Raw genomic sequence first — 25,490 nt, forward strand, 5'->3', positions numbered from 1 at the left:
ACGCCGACGACACGGACGACCGACGCGCGGCTGAGGATCAGGCCGGCGGGGTGGAGCCGGGGCCAGGGCAGGGGGCCGGGGCCCGGGTCAGTGGGCCCCGGCGGTGAGTGCCTCCTGGGGGAACAGGTCGTCGAACACCGCGGCCCGGTCGAACGCCATCGCGCGGGTGCGGGCGCGGAGTTCCAGGTCCTGCCGCTCGGCGGGGGACATGTCCAGGACCACCCTGTCCACGGCCTCGGCCAGACCGCCGATGTCCCTGGGCTCGACGATGACGGCGGTGTCGCCGACCGCCTCCAGGGTCCCGCCCGTCATGGTGGTGACGATCGGTCCGCCGCCGGCGAGCATCTTCTCGGCCAGGGCGATGCCGAACGTCTCGACGAAGTCGGGCTCGGGCTTGGTCGGCAGGACGTAGGCCGCGCAGCCGCGCATGAGCAGCGGCTTCTCGTTGTCGTCGACGTCGGTGAGGACCATCACCCGGTCGTCCTCCTTGGCCAGCGCCCGCACCTCCTCCAGCGCGGTCCCGGTGCCGGCGACGACCAGTTTCACGCGTGACCGGCAGCGCATCCGGCCGTAGGCGGCCATCAGGTCGTCGATGCCCTTGGCCCGGGTCACCCTGGACAGGAACAGGATGTAGCCGTCGCGCTCCAGCCCGCGTCTCGCGAGCGCGGTGTCCACGTCCGCCGGATCCAGGTCGAGGAAGGCGCTGGAGTCGATCGGCGGGTAGCTGACGGTCACGCGGCGCCGGCACTGTTCGGCGAACCCGGTGCCGCAGTGGGCGTCCACCTGCTCGGCCGAGGCGATGATCTCCTCGCGGGTGTACTCGGAGACCGCGACGACCTCGTCGTTGGCCAGGAACGTGGTGAACAGCACGGTCGCCGCGCCGAACCGGCCCTCCCGCAGGCACGACCGGATCACGTTGGTCACGTCGGAGCCGACCGCCTTCGCGACGGTGTGCACGTCGGGCGCGAACCCGGCCGCGCGCGCGGCCCCGACCGCGTCCATGACCACCGAGGTGTGCGGGACGAGGTACATGGACAGGCAGGTCGTGGGCACCGGTTCGGCGAGCAGCTCGACGAGGCGGCCGGTGAGCCCGGCCTGGTGGCGCCCGTCGGGCACCCGGTAGTCGCCGACCGGCTCCGGGCGCTCCACGGTGATCCCGGGGCTGTACGGCAGCAGCCGGTCGAGCGGCTTGAGCGGCAGCCCGGCCGCCTGCAGCGTCGGGATCGTCCAGGTCAGCAGCCGTACGTCGTCGTATCCGCGGGTCAGTGCCACCTCGGCGAGGTTGCGGGCCTCGCCGGAGTGGCCGCAGATGACCGGGTCGGCCCTGACCACGATGACGAGACGGCGGCGGGGGTTGGTCATCGTGTTTCCTTCGGTTTGGCGGGCGGATCGGAAAGGGACGGCGGGCGGGCCCCCCGCCCCCACCCCGACGGCTCCGGGCCCAGCCGCAGGTGCAGCACGCCGCCCCGGTGCACGGTGGCGGCGCTCAGGTGCGTTGCGTGCAGAGGCTTGCCGTCGAGGGTCGCCGACTGGACGTACTGCGCCGGCAGGTCGCGGTCGAGGCCGTCGACGCCGATCGGCGTCTCGCGGTGCCCGCTGGTCTCGACGACGAACTCGCCGCCGCCGGTCCTGAGCACGGACCTGGCGAACGCGGGCGCGTTGACCAGGAACAGGTTCTGGCCGGCGATCGGGAACAGTCCCAGCGACGCCCAGACGTACCAGGAGCTCAGGCCGCCGGAGTCGTCGTTGCCGGGCAGCCCGCCGGGTCCGGTGCCGAACTGCCAGGTCAACGCCGCCTGCACCACCTGGGCCGTACGGTCGGGCCGTCCCGCGTAGTGGTACGCCCACGGCGCTTCCATGTCGGGCTCGTTGTTCAGCCCCTCGAACCGGTTCAGGGCGTATCCGGCGGCCATCTCCGCCAGCTGGGGGCGCAGGCCGGGCTGTGTCACCGGCGCGGCGCCGAAGCCGAAGAACTGGTCCAGCATGCCGGCGAACGCCCGGTCGCCGCCGGCCAGGGCGATCCGCGCGGCCATGTCGTGCAGCAGCCGGAACGAGTAGTTCCACTTGCCGCCCTCGTAGAACTCCGAGTCGCGCAGCAGTCCCGTGCTCGGGTCGAAGGCGTTGGTCCACTGGCGGCCGCGCTCTTCGAGGTCGTCGGCCAGGCGCCGGTCGTTCAGCGCCCGGGCGACCTGCGCGGTGCAGTGGTAGCCGTAGGCGATGTCGAGGGTGTGGGTGATCGGGTGCACCACCCCGTGCTCGAAGAACTCCTCGCCGTACAGGCGCCGCAGGTCGTCGACCATGTGCACGAGCGCCCAGTTCCAGTCGAGGCCCGCCCGGCCGAGGGCGTGGGCGTCCGCCAGCGCGGTGTGCACGAGCGCGCTTCCCTGGCGGTAGAACCGGTCGGCGCCACGGGCCATCCGGTATCCGACGGGGAAGTTGCCCTCCTCCTCGCAGACCCGGATCAGCGACTCCAGCAGGTCCGCGGCCCGGTCGGGGACGATGGCCGCGAGCAGCGGCAGCTGCGTCTTGTAGATGTCCCACATGGTGCACACGTCGAACGCGAACGGCCCGGAGTTCGGCCAGAACGGGCTCTCGTCGTCGGCGAAGCACGGCTTGATCAGCGAGTGGTAGAGCGACGTCGCGAACACGGTGCGGCGGGCCGGCGTGCCGCCCTCGACCTGGACGCGGTCGAGGTGGTCGCCCCAGCGGACCCGGGTCCGGGAACGCACCACGTCGAACGCCTGCCGCGTGGGCCCGCACTCGCTCTCCAGGTTCTGCCGCGCCTGGTCGCACCCGCGCAGCGAGAACCCGAGCCGCACCTCGATCGTCTGCCCCGGTTCGGCGGGACCCATGAAGAGCATGCCGAAGGGCCGCAGCGTGGTGTGCCGGATGCTGTCGAAGTCCAGGCGGGTGCCGCCGTCGATGAGCCTGCGGTCGTACCAGAGCATCTGCCGCCAGCCCGGGCTGTCGACCTCCAGGTACACCGACAGCGGGACGCCCTCCATCACCACCGTGCCCTGGGCCCGGCCGTGGCCCATGCTCTCCACCTGCGCCCGCAACGGCACGGTACGGCCGTGCTCGATGGCGAGGCCGCCGCAGGACAGGTCGACCACCACGCGGGCGCTGCCGTGCTCGGGGAACGTGTAGCGGTGGACGGCGACCTTGGTGCCCACGGTGAGCTCGCAGCGGACCCCGGTGTCCAGGGTGGCCGCGTAGTAGCCCGCCTCCGCCACCTCGTCGTGCAGTGGCCAGGCCTCTCCCAGCGCGTCCAGCGGCTGCACCATCGGGGTGACCCGGACGTAGTTGTAGTACTTGCGGATCGCGCCGGTGCCGGACTGCTGGAAGTGGCTGAACCCGGACGCCTGCAGCCGCCCGAACATCTCCTCGGGCACGCCCTCGGTGTTCTTGGTGTACCGGCCGTAGCCGGTCGGGTACGCGCCGGAGTAGGCGCAGGCCGAGACCATGCCCAGCGGCGACGTGGCTCCCGGGTGGGTGTTGCCCACCTGCGGTTTCGGCCGCCACCAAGTAGCGGCCAGACCGTGTGCCCGAGGCAGGTCGGTGGCCGCTGTACCGATGAAAGGGTCAACGTTGTCGAGGATGGCGGAAATCTACCCAGTGTGATGCTGTCGTAGGTTTCGGGGAGATGAAATCCTCTTTTCACACAGGCTTCGCGGGCTTGCCGCCCTGTCCTATCCCCGCAGGTGAGGGGCTTGGCAGGTCGCCGGGGAAGGGAAGCAGGGGGGCACCGGGGCGTTTCCCGCCCCGGTGGGCACGTCATCGCCGGCCGCGTGCTCGGAGGCGCGCCGACGCCGGTCGGTTACCTGGTGTGTTGGACGGCCGAGGGGTGCGCAGCCGGCCGGTTGTTACCTGGCGTGGTGGACGGCCGAGAGGTCGCGCAGTCGGTCGGCCGCGCGGCTGCCGGAGGCCGCGGTGAGAACGACGAGCAGTTGCCCGAGGCCCTCGGGCAAGGAGACGATCGCGTTCGGCCGGACGTGCGCGAGGATTGTTCCCAGGGCTGTCAACCCGGGATCGCTGGTCCGGGACCGTCAGTCCGGGAGCGCCAGGCCAGGGCCGTTGGTCCGGGACCGTCAGTCTGAGGCCGTCAGTCCAGGACCGCGCCGCAGGTGATGTTGATCGCCGCCCCCGTCATGGTGCGGCCCCAGTCGGAGGCGGCGAAGACGGCCACGTTGCCGACGTCCTCCAGTGACGCCGCCCGCCCGGTCAGGGTCTGCCCGACGATGTCCCGCTCGACGGCCTCGCGCTGGTCGAAGCCGGCCGGGATCGTCTCGGGCAGGCCGCCGGTCTGCAGGGTGACGACGCGGATCCCGTACGGCCCGAGCTCGGCGGCCAGCTGGCGTCGCATCGCCTCGACCGCGTCGAACGCGACCTGCAGGCCGCCCAGGTTGTAACGGCGCGCCGAGCTCCGGTCGCCCGTCCCGCCGAACGCCATGATCACACCCGACCGCTGCCGGACCATGTGCCTGGCGGCGGCGCGTGACGTGAGGAACTTCGAGCGTACGGCGGTCACGACCGGGCTCAGATAGTCCTCGGGTGACATGTCGATCATCGGTGTTCCCTGCACGTCCCGGTCCGCGATCACGTTGAGGGACACGTCGATGCTTCCGGCCTCGGCCGCGACGGCGGCCGCGTGCTCGTCGACCGACCTCTCGTCCAGCGCGTCGACCTCGGCGGTCTCGGCCGCGCCCCCCGCGGTACGGATCTGGCCGGCGACCCTCTCCAGGGTGGCCGTGGTCCGCCCGGCGAGGAAGACGCGGGCCCCCTCGCGGCCGAACGCGCGGGCGACGGCGCCTCCGACCGAGCCGCCCCCGCCGTAGACGATCGCGTTCCTGCCCTTGAGCAACATGGCCTGCCTCCTGAGTGCCGATCGGGTGGTGTTCACCCGTACGACCCGTGGAGGGCGCCGAACTCATCGGCCGGGCCGGAAATCATCCGGTCTCGAAATCGACGGGTCTGCCCGGCTCGCTCAGTCCGCGATCTCGGTGGGGAGGCCGAACGCGGGGAAGATCTCCGGTGTCAGGAACGAGACGACCTCGGCGATCCTCGTGCCGCGCGGCGCGAGCAGGTCGAGTCCCAGCGCGACGTAGACCTTCCTGTCCTCGTCCCACGCGTAGGTGCCGAACGCGAGCTGCCCGTTCGCGTACGCGGGCAGGAAGCGCCACCGGTAGGTCAGCGGCCCCTCGACCAGGAAGGCCCTGATCTCCTCGTGACCCCCGTACCATTCCGGCAGCGGCGGCATCGCGTACCTGGCGTCGTCGGTCAGCATCGCCACGATGGCCTCGACGTCTCCGGCCTCCCACGCGGTCGCGTACCGGTCCGCCAGCTCCCGGAGCCCCTCCTCGTCCAGCCCTTCCTCGTCTGAGGAGCGTGGGCCGCCGGTGCCGGGAAGCCGGGTGCCGAGGGTCTTGCGGGCGCGCTGCAGCGCGCTGTTGACCGACGCGACGGTGGTCTCCATCAGGTCCGCGACCTCGCGCGCCGAGAATCCGAGGACCTCACGCAGGACCAGGACGGCTCGCTGGCGGGCCGACAGGTGCTGGAGCGCGGCGACGAAGGCGAGCTCCATCCCCTCGCGCGCCATGTAGCGGGCCTCGGGACCCGGCCTCTCGTCGGGGTACGGCTCGATCCACGAGGTCTCGGCGAGCGGGGCGGCACCCGGCCTGAAATCGGTGGGCAGCTCCCGGCGGCCCCGGCGTTCGATCAGCGTCAGGCACCTGTTGGTCGCGATCTTGTACAGCCACGACCGGATCGAGCCGCGGTCCTCGAACCGCTCCAGGCCCCGCCAGGCGCGTACCAGTGCCTCCTGCAGGGCGTCCTCGGCGTCGTGGACCGATCCGAGCATCCGGTAGCAGTGCGCGTGCAGCTCACCGCGGAACGGGTCGACCAGGTGCCCGAAGGCGTCGGAGTCACCCCTCCGCGCGGCGTCCAGCAGCCGCGCTCGGGGCGCGTCGGTCCCGGATCCCCACTCGGCCTCGCTCATCTCGCGGAACCTTACCGGCGAGCCCCCGCGGGCGGGGTCAGGCTCCAAGCGCGATCCACGAGTCCGCGAGCAGGGACGCGAAGGAGTTCAGCGGCGCCCTCGCGAACTCGCCCGCCCGCGCGTGGCCCTGGGCGCGGATCGACCGCTCCCAGACCAGGGTGCGAGCGACCTTGCCGACCTGGCAGGCCAGCTCCAGCTCCTCGACGAGCTCCGCGTGCGGGGCGAGGTCGCCGAACACCTCAAGGTAGGCGTCCCTGGGGCGCAAGATCGCCGGGTCGTCGGGGGCGACCCCCAGCCGGGAGCGCAGGAATCCCAGGGCGACCAGCATGCCGGCGAACGGATGGGCCACGACGCTGTCGCCCCAGTCGTAGAACCGCACCCGGAGGGCCGGAGCGGTGCCGGTCACCAGGATGTTCCAGGGGTGGAGGTCGTTGTGGTCCAGGCTCGGCGGTACGGACGCGGCGGCGAGCCGCTCACTCCACGAGACGAAGGCGCCGCGCATGGCGGTCACGCGCCGGTGGGTCTCCCTGTCGGACGGGTCGCCGTACCGCTCCACGTACTCCCCGGCCGCGTGCGCCGCCTCGTCGAAGCGTCGCGGCATGACGGCGGCGCGCATGTCGGTGACGCCGAGGGCCCGCAGGTCCCGGACGTGCGGCATGAGGTCGCGCTGCAACCGGCCGTACTCCGGGAGGACAGTCACCAGGGCGTCTGCCAGGGCGGCGCCGTCCACGCGATCCCCGAGGGGCGTCCCGCCGTCGGGCAGCACGACCCAGCCGCGCTCGACGTCGACGGCGATCGGGGGCGGGATCCGCTCCGGCGTGACCCGCAGCAGGAGCCGGTAGAGCCCCACCTCGAACGCGGTGTCCGGTCCGGGGGCCTTCAGCCACACCGGGCCGTTGGCGGTGGGCGCCCTGAGGACCGTCCCCCACGGGCGCAGGTGCGGCTGGGTGACCTCGCCGGTCCGTTCCGTCCCCGCCGCGGCGAGCCGCTCGTCCAGCCACGACACCGCGCTCCGCCGCCAGGCCGCCGACGACCAGAGCGCGGTTCCGTGCCCGGGGTCCGCCTCCCGGCTCTCCGCGCGTGTCGTGCCTGTCGTGCCTGCCGTGCCTGTCATGCGTGCCTCCTCGTGGGCCGACGGGTTCCGTCACCGCGTACAACCCGCGGAGGCCCGGGAAATCATCGCCCGTGGCCGGGTACGCCGGGCCGGGAGGGGACACGCGCCGGTCGAAGAACCGCCGGATGCCGAACCTTCGCACGTAGAGGGGGCGGAGTCCCGGCCTTCCGAAGTCCAGCGGCGCGCTCCGTGTCAGCTGGAGACCGCGCGCAGGGCGCCCGGGTGGCGGCCGGCGAGGCGGTCGAGCGCGGCGGAGGTGGCGCTGTCGGCGGGGAGGTGGACGATGAGGCGCTGGTCGTCGTCGGCGGGCAGTTCGAGGGTCTCGTACGCCAGGCGCAGCTCACCCGCGTCGGGGTGGACCAGCCGCGTGACGCCGCTGGACTTCGGGAGGCCGGGCAGGGTGTCCACCCGCCCGGAGAAGGCCGCCCCGGCGGTGACGGCCAGCTCGTCGGCGAGCGTGGCGATGTGCCAGTCCGCCCGGAACGGCCCCTGCTTGAGGGCGGCGACCTGTTCGTCGGCGACCCGGTCCCAGTCGGGGTAGGCGGTCCGCGCCCGGCCGTCGGCGAACACGAAGCGGGCGAGGTTCGGCGGGCTGCCGTCCAGCAGGCCGATCGGCCCCGCCAGCCGTTCGTACCCCGCCGTCCAGGCGAGGATCTCGCTCAGCCGGTTGAGGAGCAGGGCGGGGGCGGGCTCCAGCCGGTCGAGCAGCGCCCGCACGGTGGGGCGGACCGTGCGGGCCGGCATCGTGGCGCCCATGCAGGTGAAGCCGCCGTCGGCCGCCTTGGAGATCCGGTGCAGGTGGACGCGTTCGCTAGTGGTGAGCCGTAGCGCGGAGGCCAGCGCGGAGAGCACGGGCGCGGACGGGCGGCGGTCGCGTCCCTGTTCGAGGCGGGTCAGGTATTCGACGCTGACCCCGGCGAGCGTGGCCAGCTCGGCCCTGCGCAGGCCCGGCGTGCGGCGGCGGGGGCCGGTGGGCAGCCCCACCTCGGCGGGGGTGACGGCTTCACGGCGGATGCGCAGGAACATGCCCAGCTCGTTGTCGCTCACGTTTCGAACGTAACAGCCGTGGCCACCGGGGTCGTGGCCCTGCCACTACCAGTCTCGGCCCGGTCTTCCTGGTCCCCGCCCCGCCCGGCAGGTTGGGGACGTGACCTTCACGGTCGCCTCCGACCCGCATCTCCTCTCCTACAGGGAGCACAGCAATGCCCAGTGAGACCCTCAACCTCGCAGTGATCATCGGTAGCGTCAGGGAGGGCAGGTTCGGCCCGGTGGTCGCGAACTGGTTCGCCGAGCGGGCCGAGCGAGACGGCCGGTTCGCGGTGGATCTCATCGACCTCGCGGACACGCCGCTGCCGCTCGAACTGCCGTCCCTGCCGCCCGCGCTCGAACCGAACATGGCCCGTCCCGCCGAGATGGCGGACCTCACCCGGCGTATCGGGGCGGCCGACGCGATCGTCGTGGTGACGCCGGACTACAACCGGAGCTTCCCGGCCTCGCTGAAGGCCGCCATCGACTGGCACTACACCGAGTGGGAGGCCAAGGCGATCGGCTTCGTCGGCTACAGCGGGGCGAGTGGCGGCCTCCTCGCGATAGAGCAGCTGCGCCAGGTCTTCGGCGAGTTGCACGCTCACACGGTCCGCGACTACGTCAGCTTCCCCCGCTACTACGAGCTGTTCGGCCCCGACGGCGTCCTCAAGGACCCCGAGGGCCCGGACCACGCCGCGAAGGTGCTGCTCGACCAGCTCCTCTGGTGGGGCTCGGTCCTGCACGACGCCCGCCGCGACCGCCCGTACGCCGCCGAGGGGTCCGAGGGGTCCGAGGGGTAGGGCCCGCCGGAGAAGCCGTTTGCCGTGGCCGTTCGCCGGGTCAGGCTGCCGTCACGATCCGGCTGATCTTCACGGATCTCACGAGATCTCCACGGTGCTTCCCTGGAGGACCCGGCCGAGCTCGGCGGCCGTCTCGTCCATTTGCTCGGTGGTGACGTGCTCGCCGCACGTGCCGTTCATGAGCCCGAACACCCGGGGTCCCCGCAGCTCGCCCGGCAGGTCGCCCATGCGCGGCACGATGTGGAAGTGCACGTGCTCGAAGCCTTCGAGCTCGGCGAACTGCACCACGTACGTCTTCACGCAGCCGGTCACCTCGTGGAGCGCCCGCGAAAGCCGGGCCTGCCAGAGGCCGAGGGAGGACGCCTCGGCGTCGGTCAGGGCCGCGACGGTCGTGACGTGGCGCCGGGGGACGAGCACCAGCCATCCGGGCAGCGCGCTGTTGATCGCGTGCGCCACCCGCCAGTGGTCGTCGAACGCGATCCGCTCCCGAGGGGGCGACACGTCGAACCGCGCTTCCTGATCGCACGGATAGCAGCCCGTGGAAGTCATCATGACGCCGATGTTACGAGATCTCATGACTTCGCTTGCCAGTTCGAGTCAAAAGGGATGCGGGGGGCGGGAGATGTCGTTTTCCGGAGTGCCCGTTCGTCATGAAGACGGGGCCACACGGGACCACCCGGGTCCGGCCGATGGGGCGGGCCGGAACCGGGTGGCCCCGTGGGTTCCCGGGTGTCTCAGTGGAGCAGTTCGAAGAGCGTGAGCCACCGGTCGGGATGGACGAACGCCACCACGGTGTCGCGGTCCACCCGCGCCTCCGCGAACGCGGCGTCGACCCGGTGGGGGGCGTACCGCATCCGCAGCGAGGCGCGCAGCGAACCGCCCAGCCCGGTGAAGCCGTGCTCGACGAACTCCCGCCAGGCCGCGTCCCGGCCGCCGTCCAGCAGCGGGACGGGGCGCGACACGATCCGCAGGATCGCCGAGTCGACGGCGGGCACCGGCCGGAAGCTCTCGCGCCCGACGCGCCCGGCCAGCTCCCAGGAGTGGCCGGGCCACGTCAGCACGGTCAGCTTGCTCCAGCGGCCGAAGTCGCCGGAACGCTTGCGCGCGTACTCCAGCTGGGTGAGCAGGGTCGCCGAGGTGAGCGCGGGCGCGCGCAGACACCGGTCGACGATCCTGGAGGTGATCGAGTACGGGATGTTCCCGGCGACCGCGAACGGCCCGCGCGGGAACCGCGCGGTCAGGAAGTCACCCCTGACCACCTCGATCCGGTCGTCGTCGCGGGTGCGGGCGGCGAGCCTGCCCGCGTACAGCGGGTCGATCTCGTACGCCACGACCCTGTCGCAGCTTCCCGCGAGGGCGAGGGTGAGGACACCCTCTCCCGCGCCGGGCTCCAGGAGCAGCCCGTGCGATCCGGTCGCCCTCGCCATCCGCCGTACGGCGCGCGGATCGACGAGGAAGTTCTGCGAGAGGGTGCGTCTGGCCCGGTCGCGGCCACCGCGGCCACCGCGGCCACCTTGGCCACCGCCGTTCCCGGCCTTTCTCTGGGTGTGTGAATGGTTTCCGTGCGCGAAGGAGCGCGTCACAGCTTTCGCCCTTTCGGGTCCGAGATGAGGAAAGGTCTCGGAGGCCCTGGGCGCGCATCGGGGACGCGTGGAGAACGGAGAGGAGGTGACGCGTCCCTAGCGGACCAGAGCCCGGCGGCCGCGGGGACGGATCACGTAGCCGACCATCTGGCAGGCGAAGTACAAGCACATGGCACTAGACGGTACGAGCCGTCTCGCTGCCTCGCAACGGGTTTTCCACCGGCTTCCGCCGACTCCTACCGGCTCCCGCCGGGCGGGGAGGTCAGCCCGAGAACAGGCGCCCCGCCGCGTCGCGGGCGATGAGGAAGCCGACGATGCCCAGGGTCCAGCCGATCGCGGAGGCCGAGTTCCTGCGCATCCAGGCGCGCAGCCGTTCCAGCTTCGGGTCCAGCCAGCCTCCGGCGACGGTCTTGACGCCGAGCAGCACGAGCGGCGGCAGGATCATCACGAGCACGTAGGCCGCGAGCAGCGGCACCCATTGGGTGGCGGGCAGGCCCGCGCCGGTCATGAAGCCGATCGCGCCGAGGTAGGGGACCATCGTCGCGACCTCCAGCAGGGCGGCGGTCAGCCCCAGGAGGACCATCGCCCCCGGCCCGCCGAGGCGGGGCTCCCAGCGGCTCGGCCCCTCCCTCTCCTTCCGCTTCTTGGAGTCGAAACGGAAGCTGAGCAGGAACAGCCCCACGCCGATCACCAGCTGGATCCAGTAGGCGGTACGGCTGTACAGGGCCTCCTCGAAGGTGTCGAGGGCCGCGGCCAGCCCGAGCATCAGCCCGACGCCGACGGCGAAGTAGAAGGCGGCGACCGTGGCGAGATAGACCAGCAGGCGGCCGGTCGGTGACCGGTCGGAGGCGAGCAGCAGGTAGGCGGGGATGCCGAGGGTCCCGAAGCTCGTGCTGTCGACGAGCGCGAGGGCTCCCAGGGTCAGTACCAGTTCGGTGGTCAACTTCGCTCTCCGTCGGTGACGCCGGGGGACGCGGCGGCCCCGCCTGCCCCGCCTGTTCCGGTGCCGCTCCGGGTCAGGTGCCGTGGCCGTGAGGGCGGGTACGGGGGCCGCGGAGGCGGAGGCGGGGGCGGGGGGATCGGCGGGGCTCCGGGGTCCGCTTCTTCTCACCTCCGATCATGCGACGCCGGACCCCGCGTGACCTCCTGCGCGACGCCGAAGCCGCCGTACATCTTTCGGACTACGGCCCGTCGTTCCGCGTCGCGTCGCGCGGTTCGTCACAGCGGATCACAGCAGGTCACGGCAGGGAGGGCGTGCCGGGCAGGCCTCGCGAGATGCGGTCGCGCAGCCAGTGGTACGAGGCCTTCGGGGTGCGCGTCCCCGTGGGGAAGTCGACGTGCACGAGCCCGAAGCGCTGGCTGTAGCCCTCGGCCCACTCGAAGTTGTCCAGCAGGGACCAGACGTAGTAGCCGCGCACGTCCACCCCCTCGGCCCGCGCCCGCTCGACGGCCCCGATGTGGCCGTCGAGGAAGTCGATCCTGCCCTGGTCGTCGACCGTGCCCCCGGGGCCGGGCTCGTCGGGCTGGGAGCAGCCGTTCTCGGTGACGTAGACCGGGGGGAGGGCGTCGCCGTACCGGGCCCTGAGGCCGGTGAGGAGTTCGCGCAGGCCGTCCGGGACGACGGGCCAGCCGAAGGCGGTGGTGGGGTAGCCGGTGACGCCCGCGTCCTCGAAGGGAAGACCCTCGCCGGTGGGCGCGGTGATCCGGGTGGGGTTGTAGTAGTTGATGCCGAGACCGTCGAGGGGGGCGCCGATCAGCTCCAGGTCGCCGTCGCGGACGCAGTCGAGGCTCACCCCGTACGTGGACAGGTCGGGGTAGGCGCCGAGGAGCACGGGGTCGTTGAACAGCCGGTTGTGCAGGACGTCGTAGGCGTCGGCGGCGGCCAGGTCGGCGGGGCCGGAGGAGGCGGGCCAGACCGGGGTGCAGTTGTTGGTGATCAGGACCTTCTCCGCGCCGCGCGCCCTGAGCTCCCGTACGGCCAGGCCGTGCCCGAGCAGCTGGTGGTGGGCGGCCGGGAGCGCGTCCAGGATCAGGGTCCTGCCGGGGGCGTGGGTGCCCAGGGCGTAGCCGAAGACCATGTGGATGAAGGGCTCGTTCAGGGTGATCCACAGGGGGATCCGGTCGGCGAGCCTGTCGGCCACGGCCGCCGCGTACTCGGCGAAACGGCACGCGGTGTCGCGGTTCAGCCAGCCTCCCTCGTCCTCCAGGGGCTGGGGCAGGTCCCAGTGGAAGAGCGTGGCGGCGGGGACGATGTCCTTCTCGCGGAGCGCGTCGGTCAGCCGGTCGTAGAAGTCGAGGCCCGCCTGGTTGATCGCGCCCTTCCCGTCGGGCTGGACGCGCGGCCAGGCGATGGAGAAGCGGTAGGAGTTCACCCCGAGGCCGGACATCAGCGCGATGTCCTCCGGCCAGCGGTGGTAGTGGTCGCAGGCCACGTCTCCGGTGTCGCCGTCGCGGACGCGGCCGGGTTCGCGGGTGAAGGTGTCCCAGACCGAGATGCCCCGCCCGTCTTCGGCGACGGCGCCCTCGATCTGGTAGGACGCGGTTGCCGTGCCCCACAGGAACATCCCGACCTCCAAATAGCGTGAGTCTGGCTCATGTTAATCCCCCGGGTCAGTCGTGGGGGATGATGGGGAGATGACGAACGTCTCCGGGGGAACGCTTCGCCGCCGACCCGCTCAGCGCCGCAGCCTGGAACGGGTGGAGCGCATGCTGGACGAGTGCGCGCGGTTACTGGACGAGGTCGGCTACGAGGCACTGACCACCAAGGAGGTCGCGCGCCGCGCAGAGGTGCCAATCGGCACTTTCTACCAGTTTTTTCCCGACAAACAGGGTCTTGTACGCGCGCTGGCGCTACGCAATCTGGAGGCGTTCCTCGGCCGGGTCACGGCCAGGCTCTCCGAGGTGCGGTTGTCCGAGTGGACGGAGATGGTCGACCTCGCGATCGACGAGTTCGTCGCGATGAAACGGTCCACGCCGGGGTTCGCGGTCGTCGACTTCGGGGGGGTGTTCGCCTCGCCCGGCGGTCCCATCCTCATGGGGACCCGCCGCATGCTCGACGCCGCCCTGGAGAACAACGCCATCGTGGCCGACCGGCTCCGCACGATCACCGTCGAGCTGGTCGGCGCCCCGCTCGGCCCCGAGCTCGACCGGGTCCTCTTCGTCGCGGTCGAGGCCGCCGACGCGGTGCTCAAGCTCGCCTTCCGTTCCCTGCCAGACGGTGACCCCGAGCTGATCGTCGAGTGCAAGCACCTGGTCCGCCGCTACCTGTCGGCGCACCTGCCCCAGGAATGACGGCGCCCGCCGCCGGGGGCTGCGGGCGGGCGCCGTCCGGGTGGGCGTGGTACGGGGTCGCCGGCGGACGGTGGTGTCCGGGCGGACGCGGGTTGTCGGTGAGCGGTGTCCGGGCGGGTGCGGTACGGGGGCCGCCGACGGGCGGCGTCCGAGGGGGGGCGGGTTGCGGGGCGGGTCGTCAGCGGGCGGCGTCCAGGCGGGCGCGGTGCTCGTCGTCGAGTTTGAGGTCCAGGGCGCCCAGGGCCTCCTCCAGCTGGGCGAGGGAGCTCACGCCGACGATCGGGACCGTCGTCACGTCGCCGCCGATCAGCCAGGCCAGCACCACCTGGTTGACGGTCGCGCCCAGCTCGCCCGCGATCTCCCGCAGCACGGCGAGCCCGCGCTCGGTGCCCGGGTGACGGTAGATGTCCTGGATCGGCCGGTCCTCGCGGGTGTAGGCGCCGAACATCAGCGTGTTGTACGCCCACAGGGTCAGTCCGGGCTCCGAGCGCAGATAGTCGAGCATGTCGTCCTGGACCAGCACGTGCCCCGACTCCGGCAGCCGCACCCCGGGCCGGGGCCGCAGGTAGGTGTGGCGGAGCTGGACGTTGGTGTAGAGCGGCCAGCCGTTCGCCCGCGAGGTGGCGCGGGCGCGCTCCAGGCGCCAGGCCGGCACGTTGCTCGCGCCGATCTCGCGGACCTTGCCCGCCCCGGCCAGCTCGGCGAAGGCGCCCAGGGTCTCCTCCAGGGGAACGGAGCGGTCCTCGATGTGCGCCCAGTACACGTCGACGTGATCGGTGCCCAGCCTCCGCAGGCTGCCCTCGGCGGCGGCGGCGATCGCCGTGGCGGACAGGCCCTCGGCGGAGTCCAGGGTCCGGTCACCGGGGACGGTCGGCCGTCCGCCGCACTTGGTGCTCAGCACCATCCGGTCACGGTTGCCCCGGGCGGCCAGCCAGCGTCCGATGGCCAGCTCGCTCTCGTCGCCGGTGGCACCCTCGTTCCAGAACGGGTAGTTGTTCGCGGTGTCCAGCAGGGCGCCTCCGGCGTCGGCGAACCGGTCGAGGATCGCGAAGACGGCCCTGTCGTCGAGGACGGTGCCGAAGGGGATGGTGCCCAGGGCGAGGGGGATGCGTGTCATGAAGGCCACCCTGGATGCTGGAGTGGACTCCAGGGCAAGTGGATTATCGGGAAACGGCAGGATTTGACCTTGAGGGGGCTCCAGGTGACATGCTGCCTGATGTGAGTGTGTACACACCGGGACAGGTGGTGGAGGAGACCGGCTTCAGTCTCGACACGCTTCGTTACTACGAGCGGATCGGGCTGCTTGAGTCGATCGGCCGCAACGCGGCCGGGCAGCGCAGGTTCACCCAGGAGGACGTCGGCTGGCTCGGCATGATCCGCTGCCTGCGCGACACCGGCATGCCGATCGCGGAAATGCTCCGCTTCGCGGAGATGACCAGGGCGGGCGACCACACGGTCCGCGACCGCATCGCGCTGCTCGAAGCCCACGACCGGCGGGTGCAGGAGCAGGTCGAGAACCTGCGCGAGAGGCAGGTGGCGATCCGGAACAAGATCGCTTACTACCGCTCGGTGGTCGACTAGAGACCAGGCGCTACCCAGCCCCGCTGGCTTCCCCCGCCCCGCTCGCCTCGCCTCGCCGGGTGACCGGACGGCGCGCGGTTCGTGCCCGCGCCAAGCCCCGGTTCGCGCCCGCGCCGAGCCCTGAGGCTTCCGCGCCGAGCCCCGGCGCCTCCGTGCCAGGCCCTGGAACCTCCGCGCCGAGCTCCGGGGCTTATGGCCGTTCGGAAGCCGTACGACGGCTTTGCCCCTGGTCGAGGTGCCCTTTTCGGTCCGGCTGTTAAACCGGTATCGAGGTCGGGTGTCCGGGGAGGGGCCATGGTCGCACCGCGCGCGCGCCGGATCGACATTCCGCTGCGCCACGTCGCGCTGATGTGCGGGGGGATGCTGTTCGCCCTTCTCGCCAACGTGACCTACATCCAGGCCCTGGACTCCGAACGGCTCCACGAGGACCCGCGCAACAAGCGGACGATGATCGCGCGCTTCGAGAGCCCCCGGGGCAGGATCCTGCTCCGCGACGGAACCGTCGTCGCGTCCAGCCGCAAGGCCAGGAACACCACGTATCGATACCGCAGGGTCTATCCCGGCGGCCCGATCTACGCGGCGATCACCGGGCATTTCTCGCTCTACGGCACCGGCGGCGTCGAGCAGGCCGAGGAGGCCCTGCTGTCCGGGAACGACCCCCGGGTGAAGGTGCGCGGGCTGGTCGACGGCACCAGGGGCGGCGCCACGCTCAGGCTCACCGTCGACCGCGGCGCCCAGCGGGCCGCCTACGACGCGCTGCGCGCCACCGGGAAACCCGGCGCCGTCGTCGCGATCGATCCGCGCACCGGCGCGATCCTGGCCATGGTCTCCCTGCCCTCGTACGACCCGAACCTCTACACGAGCTTCGACGCGGCCAAGCTCGACCGGGTGGACAAGCGGCTGCGGGGCGACCCCGGGGACCCGCTGCTGAACCGGGCGATCCAGCGGAACTACCCGCCGGGATCCACCTTCAAGATCGTCACCGGTGCGGCGGCGCTCGGCTCGGGGCGCTACGACCTCGACACCCGCGTCGGCGCCCCGAAGTCCTTCCGCCTCCCCGGCACCGGCACCTACCTGCGTAACCTCGGCGGCGCCGCCTGCTCGGGCGGCGCGCTACCCCTGCTCCAGGCGTTCAGGTTCTCGTGCGACACCCCCTTCGCGAAGATGGGCGTCGACCTCGGCCAGGACGCGCTGCGCGAGCAGGCCGAGGCCTTCGGGTTCGACACCGACGACCTGCGGGTGCCCATGCCGGTGGCCAGGAGCGTCTATCCGCCCGAGCTGGACGACGCGCAGACCGCGATGTCGGCGCTGGGCCAGTTCGACGTCCGGGCCACCCCGCTCATGATCGCGATGATCGCGGCGGCGGTGGCCAACGACGGCTCGCTGATGCGCCCCCACCTGGTGGACGAGGTCCGTCTCGCCGACGGCACGGTGATCGACGTGACCGAACCCTCCCCGTACCGCCGCGCGCTCGGCGCCGAGGAGGCGGAACGGCTCACGGAGATGATGATCGCCGTCACCGGGAAGGGAGGGACCGGTGCCGCCGCGGCCGTCCGGGGCGTGAAGGTCGCCGGGAAGACCGGCATGGCGGAGAACGCCGTCTCGGGCGAGGACCACGCGGTCTTCACCTGCTTCGCCCCGGCCGTCTCCCCCCGGATCGCCGTCGGCGTCCTGGTCGAGGGCGGCGGGCCCGGCGGGCGGGTGGCGGCTCCCGTCGCCAGGGCCGTCATCGAGGCGTTCCTGGGCGGCCAGACCGAGTAGGGCCCGGCCCCGGGCGATACCGGGCGGGGAAGGCTCCCGCCCGGAGGCCAGGCGGAGGTCGTCGAGGCCGCCGTGGAGACCGCCGCCGGGACCGTCCCGGAGACGTCAGGCCGAGCATGCCCGTCGCCGGGACGGTCCCGGGAGGGTCACGCCGAGTAGGCCCTGGCCTGGAGGCCGTAGAGGTCGGCGTAGATGCCGTCGAGCGTCATGAGCTCGTCGTGGGTGCCGTGCTCGACGACCCTGCCGTGGTCGAGGACGTAGATCCGGTCGGCGTAGCGGACGCTCGCCAGCCGGTGGGTGATCAGCAGCACGGTGCGCCCGTCGGCGTGCCGCCGGATGCGTTCGAACAGGGCGTGCTCGGCGCGGGCGTCGAGGGCCGCGGTGGGTTCGTCGCAGATGAGCAGCGGGGCGTCCCGGTGGAAACCGCGGGCCACCGCGATCCGCTGCCACTGGCCGCCGGACAGCTCGTGGCCGTCCTTGAAACGCCGGTCGAGCAGGGTGCTGTAGCCGTTCGGCAGCTCGGCCACCACCTGGTCGGCGCCCGCGACCTCGGCCGCCGCGACGAGCGCGGGCTCCCCCTTGTCGGTGCCCATGCTGATGTTGTAGCGGGCGGTCAGCGGCCAGCGCGTGTGGTCCTGGGCGATGACCGCGATGCGGTCGCGCAGCTCGTCGGGGTCGACGTCCGCCAGGTCCGTGTCGTCCCAGCTGACCCGGCCGCCGTCCGGTTCGTACAGCCCCGACAGGATCTTGGCCAGCGTGGTCTTGCCCGAGCCGTTCTCCCCGACGAGGGCGATCACCTCGCCCCTGCCGATGGTCACCGTGAGCCCCTGGAGCGCCGGTCCGGCCGAGCCCGGATAGGTGAAGACGACGTCCTCGGCGGTGATGCGCTCGAAGCTCTCCGGCGCCGTCGCCGGGCGTCCGGCGGGCAGCCTGCCCTCGGCCTCGGAGCAGAAGTCGAGGAAGTCGGTGAAGTACAGGCCCTCCTCGTAGAGGCGGTTCGTGGCGTACATCAGGTTGGCCAGATAGGTCTGGCCGGAACGGATCGCCAGCACGGCGGTGCCCGCGACCGCCAGGGGCACCGCGCCCACCGCGAGCAGCACGCCCAGGGCGACGTAGACCACGGCGGTGCCGACGCCGCCCAGCGCCTCGCCGACGACCCGTGCGAGGACCTGCCGCCTGGCCAGGCCGAGCATGACGGCCTGCTCGGCCGTCGCCACCGCGTCGTACATCCGCATCAGGAAGCCGCGCATGGTGAACGAGCGCACCTCCGCGGCCGGATCGCGGTCCGCGAGCAGCTCCGCGATGATCCACTTGCGGCGCCTGGCCGGGATCAGGGCGTACATCGTCGTGTAGCGCATGCGCGCCGAGCGGACCGCGGCCCACGCGTCGGGCAGCACCGCCAGCACCAGCAGCGGCAGCAGGACCGGGTGGAGCACCCCCAGCACGCCCGCCGCGGCGACGATGCCGATGATCGCGGTCAGCGTGTCGATGGCCGTGCCCACCACCTCGTCCGCGACGGCGACCCCGCGCGACCTGGCCCGCTGGAGCGCGTCGTGGAAGTCGGGGTCGTCGAAGGCCGTGAGGCCGACCCGGCTGGTCAGCCCGTACAGGCGCTCCTCGGCGATCCGGCCCACCTGGGGTTCGAGCCGCGACTGCGCCCAGCCCGCGCCCGCCTGCGTGAGGGTGCGCAGGGCCGCGGCCACCCCCACCAGGATCAGGCTGGGCAGGGCGGCCCGCACCCGGTCGGGCGTCGGCCCCGCCTCGAACAGCGCCGACAGCACCCCGGTCGTGGCGAGCAGCCCGAACGCGGTGAACACCCCGCTCAGCAGGCTCAGGGTGATCGCGACCGCGGTGTCGCGGGGACTGGCCGCCCACGCCAGCCTGACGGCCTGCGACACCAGCGCCGGAAGCCTGCGTGCGATGGTCAGGAAGCCGACCTTCGCCATCTTGTCGGTGTGGGCGTACCAGCCGGAGACGCTGATCTCACCTATCTCGGGAACCGGGTCGGCGGGGGAGTCTGTCATGGGAGCAGTGTGAGTCGCCGCACCGGCGATGGCCACCGGGTGAGCGCCGGATGGCCGTGGGCGGTCACGCCGGGGCAGGGTAATCCATAGGCCGGAAAAGGCCTAAGACTGGGCATGGTTCGGTAATTGATGTCACACTTTCTGTGACGGTTCTACCCGCGACCTCTCCTAAGAGCCGATGACCCAGGACACCTCACACGCCTCCCTCACCGGGGGCAACCTTCCCCTAGAGCCCAACGGTTTCGTGGGGCGCGAAGCCGACGTGGAAGAGCTCATCGACCTGCTGGGCGTCGCCCGGGTGGTGACGCTCTGCGGGGCGGGCGGCATCGGCAAGAGCAGGCTCGCGGTCCGGGTCGCGAGCCAGGTGGCGGGGGAGTTCCCCGGCGGGGTCTGGCTGGTCGAGCTGGCCGACGCGGTGCGCGGCGACCAGATCGAGCCCAGGGTGGCCGCCGTGCTCGGGGTCAAGGCAGAGCCGTCCCGCGCGCTCGCCGACACCCTGATCGACGCGCTCGGCGACCGGCGGCTGCTGCTGGTGATGGACAACTGCGAGTCGCTCATCGAGGAGTCCGCGCGGTTCTGCCGCGCCGTGCTCACCGTCTGCCCCGACGTACGCGTGCTCACGACCAGCCGCGAGCCGCTCCGGGTGGCGGGGGAGACCGTGTGGCGGGTGCCGCCGCTCACCCTGCCCAGGAGTGACGGCCACGACCTCGGCACCAGTGAGGGCGTGCGGCTCTTCCTCGGCACCAGCGAGGCGGTGCGCCTCTTCGCCGACCGCGCCACCGCCGCCTCGCGGGCCTTCTCCGTCACCGAGCAGAACGCGGCCGACATCGCCGGGCTCTGCGAGGCGCTCGACGGGATGCCGCTCGCCATCGAGCTCGCCGCCGCCCTGTGCAGGGTGCTGACCGTGGAGCAGATCAACGCCAGGATCAGGGACAGGTTCCGGCTGCTGTCCGCGGGCGACAGGACGGCCCCGGCCAGGCAGCAGACGCTCAGGGCGACCGTCGATTGGAGCTACCAGCAGCTCAACGAGCCCGAGCGGATCCTGCTGCGCCGCCTCGCGGTCTTCACCGGCGGGTGGACGCTCGACATGGCCGAGCAGGTCTGCGCGGGCAACGCGCTGTGGGCGGAGGACGTCCTGGGGGTGCTCTGCGACCTGGTCGACAAGTCGCTGGTCCTGGCCGACGCCCAGGTGGCCGGCGAGACCCGTTACCGCATGCTGGAGACGATCCGCGAGTACGCCACCGAGCAGCTCGACGCCTCGGGAGAGGAGCCCGAGTTCCGGCGGCTGCACCGCGACCACATGATCGAGTTCGCCGCCCGGATCCACCAGACGATCGTACGGTGGCCCCGCCCGGCCTGGACCGAGATCTGCCCGATGCTGGTCCTGCTGGACGAGCTCCAGGCCAACGTGTGGGCGGCGGTGCGCTGGTCGGTCGAGTCCGCGGGCGACCCCGAGAGCGCGCTGCGCCTCCTCGTCCTGCTGCGCTGGCCGATCATCGCCGGGGGCAGGTTCACCCCGGCCGACAAGTGGCTCGACCGCCTGCTCGACGCCGCCCCCGAGGAGCTGACGCCGTGCGTGCGCGGCGACGCGCTCGCGCTGCGCGGGCAGGTCGCCTTCGGCCAGGGCGACCCCGACACCGCGCAGATCGCCTGCGCCGCCGCGGTCGACCTGTGCCGCGAGGCGGGCCTGTACGGACCGCTCAGCGGCGCGCTCGCCATCCTCGCCTGGGTCGCCATCTACCAGCGGCGCCCCGAGCGGGCCAGGTCCCTGCTGGACGACGCGCTGGAGGCCGTACGCACGATCGACGACCCCTGGCACGAGACGGTCATCCGGTCCATGGAGGGCACGTTCGCGCTGTCCGAGGGCAGGGCGAAGGAGTCGCAGCGGTCCTTCGAGGCCGCGCTCGCCATCGCCCACGAGCTCGACAACCACTGGGCCGCGCCGGTCGCCCTCATCGGCCTCGCCCAGGTCGCCTGGCTCCGCGGCGACCTGGCGGAGGCCCGCGCCCACTACGAGCGCGCCCTCGACATGCTCCAGGACATCACCGCCCACTGGCAGGCCATCACCTGCCTGTCGGGGCTGGGCCGGATCGCGCTGGCCCAGGGCGACCTCGCCGCCGCGCGGGGCAGGCTGATCGAGAGCCTGCGGCTCTGCATCGGGACCGGCCAGCGGCTCGGCGTGGCCCGCCGCATCGAGACGCTCGCGCAGCTCGCGCTCGCCGAGGAGGACGACCGCCGGGCGGTGCGCCTGGCCGGGGCCTCCGCCGCGATCAGGAGCGCGATGAGCGGCGCCGTGCTGCCCCCCGGGTTCGGGGCGCGGATGGAGGAGCTGCTCCAGCCCGCCCGGGTGCGCCTCGGCGACGCGCTGGTCGCGCAGCTGTGGGCGCACGGCCAGGAGATGTCCCAGGAACAGGCGGTCCGCTACGCGCTGCAGTTCGACGAGCCGTACGAGACGCCCCTGCTGCTCGGCAAGCAGGTCGTCGCCCCCATGACCACGCTCACCTGCCGGGAATGGGAGATCGCCGAGCTGATCGCCAGGGGGATGAGCAACAAGGCCATCGCCGACGAGCTGGTGATCAGCCCCGCCACCGCGGCCCGGCACGTCGCCAACATCCTGGCCAAGCTCGGCTTCTCCTCCCGCACGCAGGTCGCCACCTGGGTCATCGAACAGAACCGCTCCTAGCCCGGCGCGACCGGACCGCTCCTAGCCGGGTGAGCGACCGGCTCGCCCGCTCACCCGGCTTCACGGGCTCGTCCGGCGCCCGTGAGTTCTACATACTCCGGGATACACATTCGCGGGTGTGAAGATACATCCCGGGATACGCACTCCGGAGCATGTGTCGCGCCCGCCGCGCACCGTACGTTTTCCTGGTGTTCGACCGATGACGTCCAGCCTTCCGCACCGTGCCGGTCACAGTTCCGGTCCGGGACGGCAGGTCCACACCATCCCGGGCGTCTCGGTCGAGCACGCTGCGGACGTCGCGTGGCCCCGTTGATGGCCGAGGTCTTCTCGGAGGGGTGGGGACCTGGGCCATGGGTCACGTGACAGCGGGCTCGAGTCGCGCAGGGCTCGGGCCCGCCCAGCGTTCTCCAGGTTCTTCTCCTGGTTTCTCCTTCCGGTCGCGGCGTCGGGGGCCGCGGACCGGGCACCGTCCAAGGGACGCCGGGTTTCGTGGATCCTCCGAGAGGCTTCAGAGAGGTGCCGGGACGCCGGGACGCCGGGACCGTGAACCGGGCGACAGGGCTCGTGGGCCGGGCATTCCTCAGGGGGCAGGAGGCCAAGGGGCCAGGGGCAGGGGCGAATACACAATCATCTACATACATCTGCGGATGCCCGCGTGGATCGAGCGGCCCTACCGTCGGCGGCATGAGACCCACCTCGCCGTCCACCAGCTGCACCCTCACCGAAGCGGTGTTCGGCTACGCGCACGGTCGAGGTGACCGGCCCGCCCTGATCGACCTCGGCGCCGGAGTGGTCTACGGCTACCGCCGGCTGGCCGCGGAGGTGACGCGGGGAGCCTCGGGCCTGGTGAGGCGGGGTGCCAGGCGGCGCCAGGTGGCCGGGATCCACGTCGACAGCGCGGTGGCCCAGACGCTGGCGGTGCACACGGTCATCGCGGCGGGCGGGGTGGCGGCGCCGATCACCTCCGGATGCGAGGAGATGGCCGACCTGCTGGCCGAGTGGGACGCGCGGCTGCTCATCACCACCCCGCGCCTGGCGGACGCGTCGTTGCGGGCCGTGGAGGACTCGCGGGTCCGGCAGGTGATCGCGTTCGGCCAGGCCCGTGACACCGTCGACTTCGCCGACCTGCTGCTCCTGGAGCCCGTCCCGCTGCCCTTCCTCGACCCGGCGGTGCAGCCCGCCCTCCTGATCGACGACGGGGGCGTGCTCACCCACCACGACCTGATCGTACGGATGAACGTGCTCGACGAGGGCGCCGAGCTGGGGAAGTCGGACGTCCTCCTGGTGACCTGGCCCCTGCGGTGCAGCCTGGCCATGACGACCCTGATCGGGCTGGCCCTGATGCGCGGCTCCCTCGTCGTCGTGGCCCCCGGCCTCTCGCCCGACGAGCTGTCGGCGACCATCCACGACTTCGGCATAACCGTCGTGGCACTGTCCGACGGGGCTGTCCAGCGCGTCTGAGGCGTTCGCCCGGGTCCCCGGCGTGTTCGGGCCGCCTCGCGGATCCCTGACGGACGGCGGTGTCCACGCGTCCCCGGAGCTTCGCGGGACGGCGGTCCCAACGTGTCGCCGGAGCCCTGGAAAAGCGGCTGACCTGGGCGTTCCACCTGGGCCGATTCGCGTCCGGCGGCGTGTGCTCCCGTCCCGTGGGTAGTTAACGACCAGCATGTTCTGCAAAAGGGGATCGTTCTCATGGCGCGCATTCTGATCACCGGCTCCACCGACGGCCTCGGGCTCATGGCCGCCCGGCTGCTGGCTCACGACGGCCACGGCGTCACGCTGCACGCGCGCAACGACACCCGCGCCGACGACGCGCGCGACGCGCTGCCGGAGGCGGAGGCCGTCCTCGTCGGGGACCTGACCACCATCGAGGGGATGCGGTCCGTGGCGGCCCAGGCCGACGAACGGGACCGCTACGACGCGATCATCCACAACGCCGCCGTCGGATACCGGGAACCGGACAGGATCGAGACCGCCGACGGCCTGTCCCACGTGTTCGCGGTCAACGTGCTCGCCCCGTACCTGCTCACGGCACTGATCACCCCACCCGCCCGGCTGGTCTACCTCAGCTCCGGCATGCACCGCGGCGGCGACCCCAAGCTGGACGACCTCCAGTGGAGCACTCGAAACTGGGACGGCTCACGGGCGTACGCCGACAGCAAGCTGCTGGACGTCGTCCTGGCGTTCGCGGTCGCCCGCCGATGGCCGGACGTGCTGTCCAACGCGCTCGAACCCGGCTGGGTCCCGACGAAGATGGGAGGGCCGGGCGCGCCCGACGATCTCTCCCTCGGGCCCGTGACGCAGGTGTGGCTGGCCACGAGCCAGGACCCCGAGGCCACCGTGACCGGCAGCTACTTCCACCACCAGGAGCCGCGTTTCGCCCACCCCGCCGCGCGATCGCCCGAGGTGCAGGACGGCCTCCTCGACGCGTGCGCCAAACTGACCGGCGTCCCGCTCCCGTCACACTGACGGAGGAGATCGACGCGCTCCCGCTGGGCCGATCCCCGCGGCCTGGACGGCATCGCCACGCGGCTACGCGCCGCCGGGTACCGCGGTGCTCCCTGAAGCGGTGCTCCCTGAAGCGGTGCTCCCCGAATCCGGTTCTGGTGTTCCGGCTTCTCAGGGGCGCAGGCCCGAGGGGCTGACCAGGGAGTCGCCCAGCGCGGTGCGGTGGTAGAGGACGCCCCGGCCGGTGCGGCTCCCGGTGACCAGGCCCGCCCCGCGCAGGGCGGAGATGTGGCCGCCCACGGTGCCCAGGCTCAGCTCCAGCAGGGACACGAGCTGGGTGGTGGTCGCCGGGGTCGCCAGCTCCAGCAGGAGGCGGCTCCTGGTCCTGCCGATCAGCCCGGCCAGGCCGTCCGGCGTCTCGGGCGGGATGCCGGTGCCCCGGGCCGGATAGCTGATCGCGTACGGCCAGTGGTTCTCCAGGTAGGAGCCGATCCCGGTGGGGAACACGGTCGGCACGAAGAGCAGCCCGCGCCCGTCGAGCTGGTAGGTCGTCTCGTCATCGCCCTTGGAAAACACCTCGATGACACCGTCGGGACGCCACCGGACCCGGGGGTTGAGGTCGTCGAGTGCCGAGGCCCAGCCGTAGGTCGCCAGGCGGCCCGCCCGCTGGACCACGTCCCGCTCCAGGATCGCGTGGAAACGCGGCCACGCGGGGGAGACGATCTCCTTCCAGATCGCGGTGAGCGCCTCGGCGAACAGCCCTACGACGTCCGGTGAGAACAGCACGTCCCTGACGGGCTCCGGGAGGCGCGGCATTCCCTCCAGGTTCCTGGCGATCTCGTCGTGCGCCCGCGCCACCGGGGTGGCGCGCACCACCGCGATCTCCGCCTCGAACGGGGTGTTCACCCCGGCCGGCGGCGGCGCGGGGAAGTCGGCGTTGTAGTGCCGCTCGCGGAACAGCGCCACCATCGCGCCCAGACCGGGGTGCGTGCGCAGCAGTTTCCCGTACGGCGCCCGCATCCTGCCCGCCCACGCCCGCCACTCTCCGGCCTCCCTCCTGCCGGAGAGGATCCAGAGCGCGTGGTGGGTCACGATGAGCGGGGAGATGGCGAACCTGCTGGCCATGATGTCGTGCGGGGTGACCTCGATGCGGAATACCACTGGATGACCTTTCGGATATACCC

Annotated in this window: 21 protein-coding genes; 7 read left to right on the top strand and 14 right to left on the bottom strand. The window is 72.2% G+C overall.

The features are described from left to right. Nucleotides 1-87: 87 nt before the first annotated feature. From ACSC1Q_RS19775 to ACSC1Q_RS19805, 7 genes are all read right to left on the bottom strand, one after another. Nucleotides 88-1,362 (bottom strand): glycosyltransferase, encoded by a 1,275-nt coding sequence (locus ACSC1Q_RS19775; RefSeq protein ID WP_436760171.1) that lies wholly within the window; start codon nucleotides 1,360-1,362, stop codon nucleotides 88-90. Beyond that, complete coding sequence (locus ACSC1Q_RS19780; RefSeq protein ID WP_436760266.1) at nucleotides 1,359-3,608, bottom strand: GH92 family glycosyl hydrolase; 2,250 nt, start codon at nucleotides 3,606-3,608, stop codon at nucleotides 1,359-1,361. Before ACSC1Q_RS19780 ends, ACSC1Q_RS19775 begins: the two co-directional genes overlap by 4 nt. Nucleotides 3,609-3,863: 255 nt before the next feature. After that, a complete protein-coding gene (locus ACSC1Q_RS19785) occupies nucleotides 3,864-4,022 on the bottom strand; it encodes a hypothetical protein (RefSeq protein ID WP_436760172.1) in 159 nt (52 codons plus the stop codon). Between the two features lie 80 nt (nucleotides 4,023-4,102). Beyond that, nucleotides 4,103-4,864, bottom strand: coding sequence for an SDR family NAD(P)-dependent oxidoreductase (locus ACSC1Q_RS19790; protein ID WP_436760173.1), 762 nt, complete (start codon nucleotides 4,862-4,864; stop codon nucleotides 4,103-4,105). A gap of 120 nt (nucleotides 4,865-4,984) precedes the next feature. Next, on the bottom strand, nucleotides 4,985-5,995 hold the full coding sequence (locus tag ACSC1Q_RS19795) for a sigma-70 family RNA polymerase sigma factor (RefSeq protein WP_436760174.1): 1,011 nt from the start codon (nucleotides 5,993-5,995) through the stop codon (nucleotides 4,985-4,987). Nucleotides 5,996-6,032: 37 nt separating this feature from the next. After that, entirely contained in the window at nucleotides 6,033-7,109 is a 1,077-nt protein-coding gene (locus tag ACSC1Q_RS19800) for a phosphotransferase family protein (RefSeq protein ID WP_436760175.1), read from the bottom strand. Nucleotides 7,110-7,301: 192 nt separating this feature from the next. Beyond that, nucleotides 7,302-8,156: a helix-turn-helix domain-containing protein gene (locus tag ACSC1Q_RS19805; RefSeq protein WP_436760176.1), complete on the bottom strand. Its 855-nt coding sequence runs from the start codon at nucleotides 8,154-8,156 to the stop codon at nucleotides 7,302-7,304. 155 nt (nucleotides 8,157-8,311) lie between these two features. Here ACSC1Q_RS19805 and ACSC1Q_RS19810 point away from each other — a divergent pair, with 155 nt between their 5' ends. Further along, nucleotides 8,312-8,935, top strand: coding sequence for an NADPH-dependent FMN reductase (locus ACSC1Q_RS19810; RefSeq protein ID WP_436760177.1), 624 nt, complete (start codon nucleotides 8,312-8,314; stop codon nucleotides 8,933-8,935). 78 nt (nucleotides 8,936-9,013) lie between these two features. On the opposite strand, the gene ACSC1Q_RS19815 is transcribed toward ACSC1Q_RS19810, so the two are convergent. The 4 genes from ACSC1Q_RS19815 to ACSC1Q_RS19830 all read right to left on the bottom strand — a co-directional run bounded on the left by ACSC1Q_RS19815 (nucleotide 9,014) and on the right by ACSC1Q_RS19830 (nucleotide 13,082). Next, nucleotides 9,014-9,487 carry an HIT family protein gene (locus tag ACSC1Q_RS19815; RefSeq protein WP_436760178.1) on the bottom strand — a complete coding sequence of 158 codons (474 nt, stop codon included), beginning with the start codon at nucleotides 9,485-9,487 and terminating at the stop codon, nucleotides 9,014-9,016. Nucleotides 9,488-9,669: 182 nt separating this feature from the next. Then, nucleotides 9,670-10,518 carry an ErmE/ErmH/ErmO/ErmR family 23S rRNA (adenine(2058)-N(6))-methyltransferase gene (gene erm, locus ACSC1Q_RS19820; RefSeq protein ID WP_436760179.1) on the bottom strand — a complete coding sequence of 283 codons (849 nt, stop codon included), beginning with the start codon at nucleotides 10,516-10,518 and terminating at the stop codon, nucleotides 9,670-9,672. Between the two features lie 262 nt (nucleotides 10,519-10,780). Then, nucleotides 10,781-11,461, bottom strand: coding sequence for a GAP family protein (locus tag ACSC1Q_RS19825; RefSeq protein WP_436760180.1), 681 nt, complete (start codon nucleotides 11,459-11,461; stop codon nucleotides 10,781-10,783). 295 nt (nucleotides 11,462-11,756) lie between these two features. Next, nucleotides 11,757-13,082: a GH1 family beta-glucosidase gene (locus ACSC1Q_RS19830; protein WP_436760181.1), complete on the bottom strand. Its 1,326-nt coding sequence runs from the start codon at nucleotides 13,080-13,082 to the stop codon at nucleotides 11,757-11,759. Between the two features lie 70 nt (nucleotides 13,083-13,152). Here ACSC1Q_RS19830 and ACSC1Q_RS19835 point away from each other — a divergent pair, with 70 nt between their 5' ends. Beyond that, the gene (locus ACSC1Q_RS19835) at nucleotides 13,153-13,809 is read left to right on the top strand and encodes a TetR/AcrR family transcriptional regulator (RefSeq protein ID WP_436760182.1); all 657 of its coding nucleotides are present in this window, start codon (nucleotides 13,153-13,155) and stop codon (nucleotides 13,807-13,809) included. A gap of 178 nt (nucleotides 13,810-13,987) precedes the next feature. Here ACSC1Q_RS19835 and ACSC1Q_RS19840 read toward each other — a convergent pair whose 3' ends face one another. Next, the gene (locus tag ACSC1Q_RS19840; RefSeq protein ID WP_436760183.1) at nucleotides 13,988-14,926 is read right to left on the bottom strand and encodes an aldo/keto reductase; all 939 of its coding nucleotides are present in this window, start codon (nucleotides 14,924-14,926) and stop codon (nucleotides 13,988-13,990) included. Nucleotides 14,927-15,027: 101 nt separating this feature from the next. Between ACSC1Q_RS19840 and ACSC1Q_RS19845 the strand changes: the two genes are divergently transcribed. Together ACSC1Q_RS19845 and ACSC1Q_RS19850 are read left to right on the top strand one after the other, a co-directional pair. Next, complete coding sequence (locus ACSC1Q_RS19845; RefSeq protein WP_436760184.1) at nucleotides 15,028-15,390, top strand: MerR family transcriptional regulator; 363 nt, start codon at nucleotides 15,028-15,030, stop codon at nucleotides 15,388-15,390. 294 nt (nucleotides 15,391-15,684) lie between these two features. Continuing rightward, complete coding sequence (locus tag ACSC1Q_RS19850; protein WP_436760185.1) at nucleotides 15,685-17,151, top strand: peptidoglycan D,D-transpeptidase FtsI family protein; 1,467 nt, start codon at nucleotides 15,685-15,687, stop codon at nucleotides 17,149-17,151. A gap of 146 nt (nucleotides 17,152-17,297) precedes the next feature. Here the strand turns inward: ACSC1Q_RS19850 and ACSC1Q_RS19855 are convergent, their stop codons facing one another. Next, complete coding sequence (locus ACSC1Q_RS19855; RefSeq protein WP_436760186.1) at nucleotides 17,298-19,175, bottom strand: ABC transporter ATP-binding protein; 1,878 nt, start codon at nucleotides 19,173-19,175, stop codon at nucleotides 17,298-17,300. Between the two features lie 178 nt (nucleotides 19,176-19,353). Here ACSC1Q_RS19855 and ACSC1Q_RS19860 point away from each other — a divergent pair, with 178 nt between their 5' ends. The 3 genes from ACSC1Q_RS19860 to ACSC1Q_RS19870 all read left to right on the top strand — a co-directional run bounded on the left by ACSC1Q_RS19860 (nucleotide 19,354) and on the right by ACSC1Q_RS19870 (nucleotide 24,327). After that, nucleotides 19,354-21,858 carry a tetratricopeptide repeat protein gene (locus ACSC1Q_RS19860; protein ID WP_436760187.1) on the top strand — a complete coding sequence of 835 codons (2,505 nt, stop codon included), beginning with the start codon at nucleotides 19,354-19,356 and terminating at the stop codon, nucleotides 21,856-21,858. A 684-nt stretch (nucleotides 21,859-22,542) separates the two neighbouring features. Further along, the gene (locus tag ACSC1Q_RS19865) at nucleotides 22,543-23,319 is read left to right on the top strand and encodes an AMP-binding protein (protein ID WP_350969555.1); all 777 of its coding nucleotides are present in this window, start codon (nucleotides 22,543-22,545) and stop codon (nucleotides 23,317-23,319) included. A 231-nt stretch (nucleotides 23,320-23,550) separates the two neighbouring features. Further along, nucleotides 23,551-24,327 carry an SDR family NAD(P)-dependent oxidoreductase gene (locus ACSC1Q_RS19870; RefSeq protein ID WP_436760188.1) on the top strand — a complete coding sequence of 259 codons (777 nt, stop codon included), beginning with the start codon at nucleotides 23,551-23,553 and terminating at the stop codon, nucleotides 24,325-24,327. Nucleotides 24,328-24,477: 150 nt separating this feature from the next. On the opposite strand, the gene ACSC1Q_RS19875 is transcribed toward ACSC1Q_RS19870, so the two are convergent. Further along, complete coding sequence (locus ACSC1Q_RS19875) at nucleotides 24,478-25,467, bottom strand: ArsR/SmtB family transcription factor (protein ID WP_436760189.1); 990 nt, start codon at nucleotides 25,465-25,467, stop codon at nucleotides 24,478-24,480. Nucleotides 25,468-25,490 lie beyond the last annotated feature (23 nt).

Source organism: Streptosporangium heterodermiicola (assembly GCF_051390675.1).
Classification (GTDB): domain Bacteria; phylum Actinomycetota; class Actinomycetes; order Streptosporangiales; family Streptosporangiaceae; genus Streptosporangium.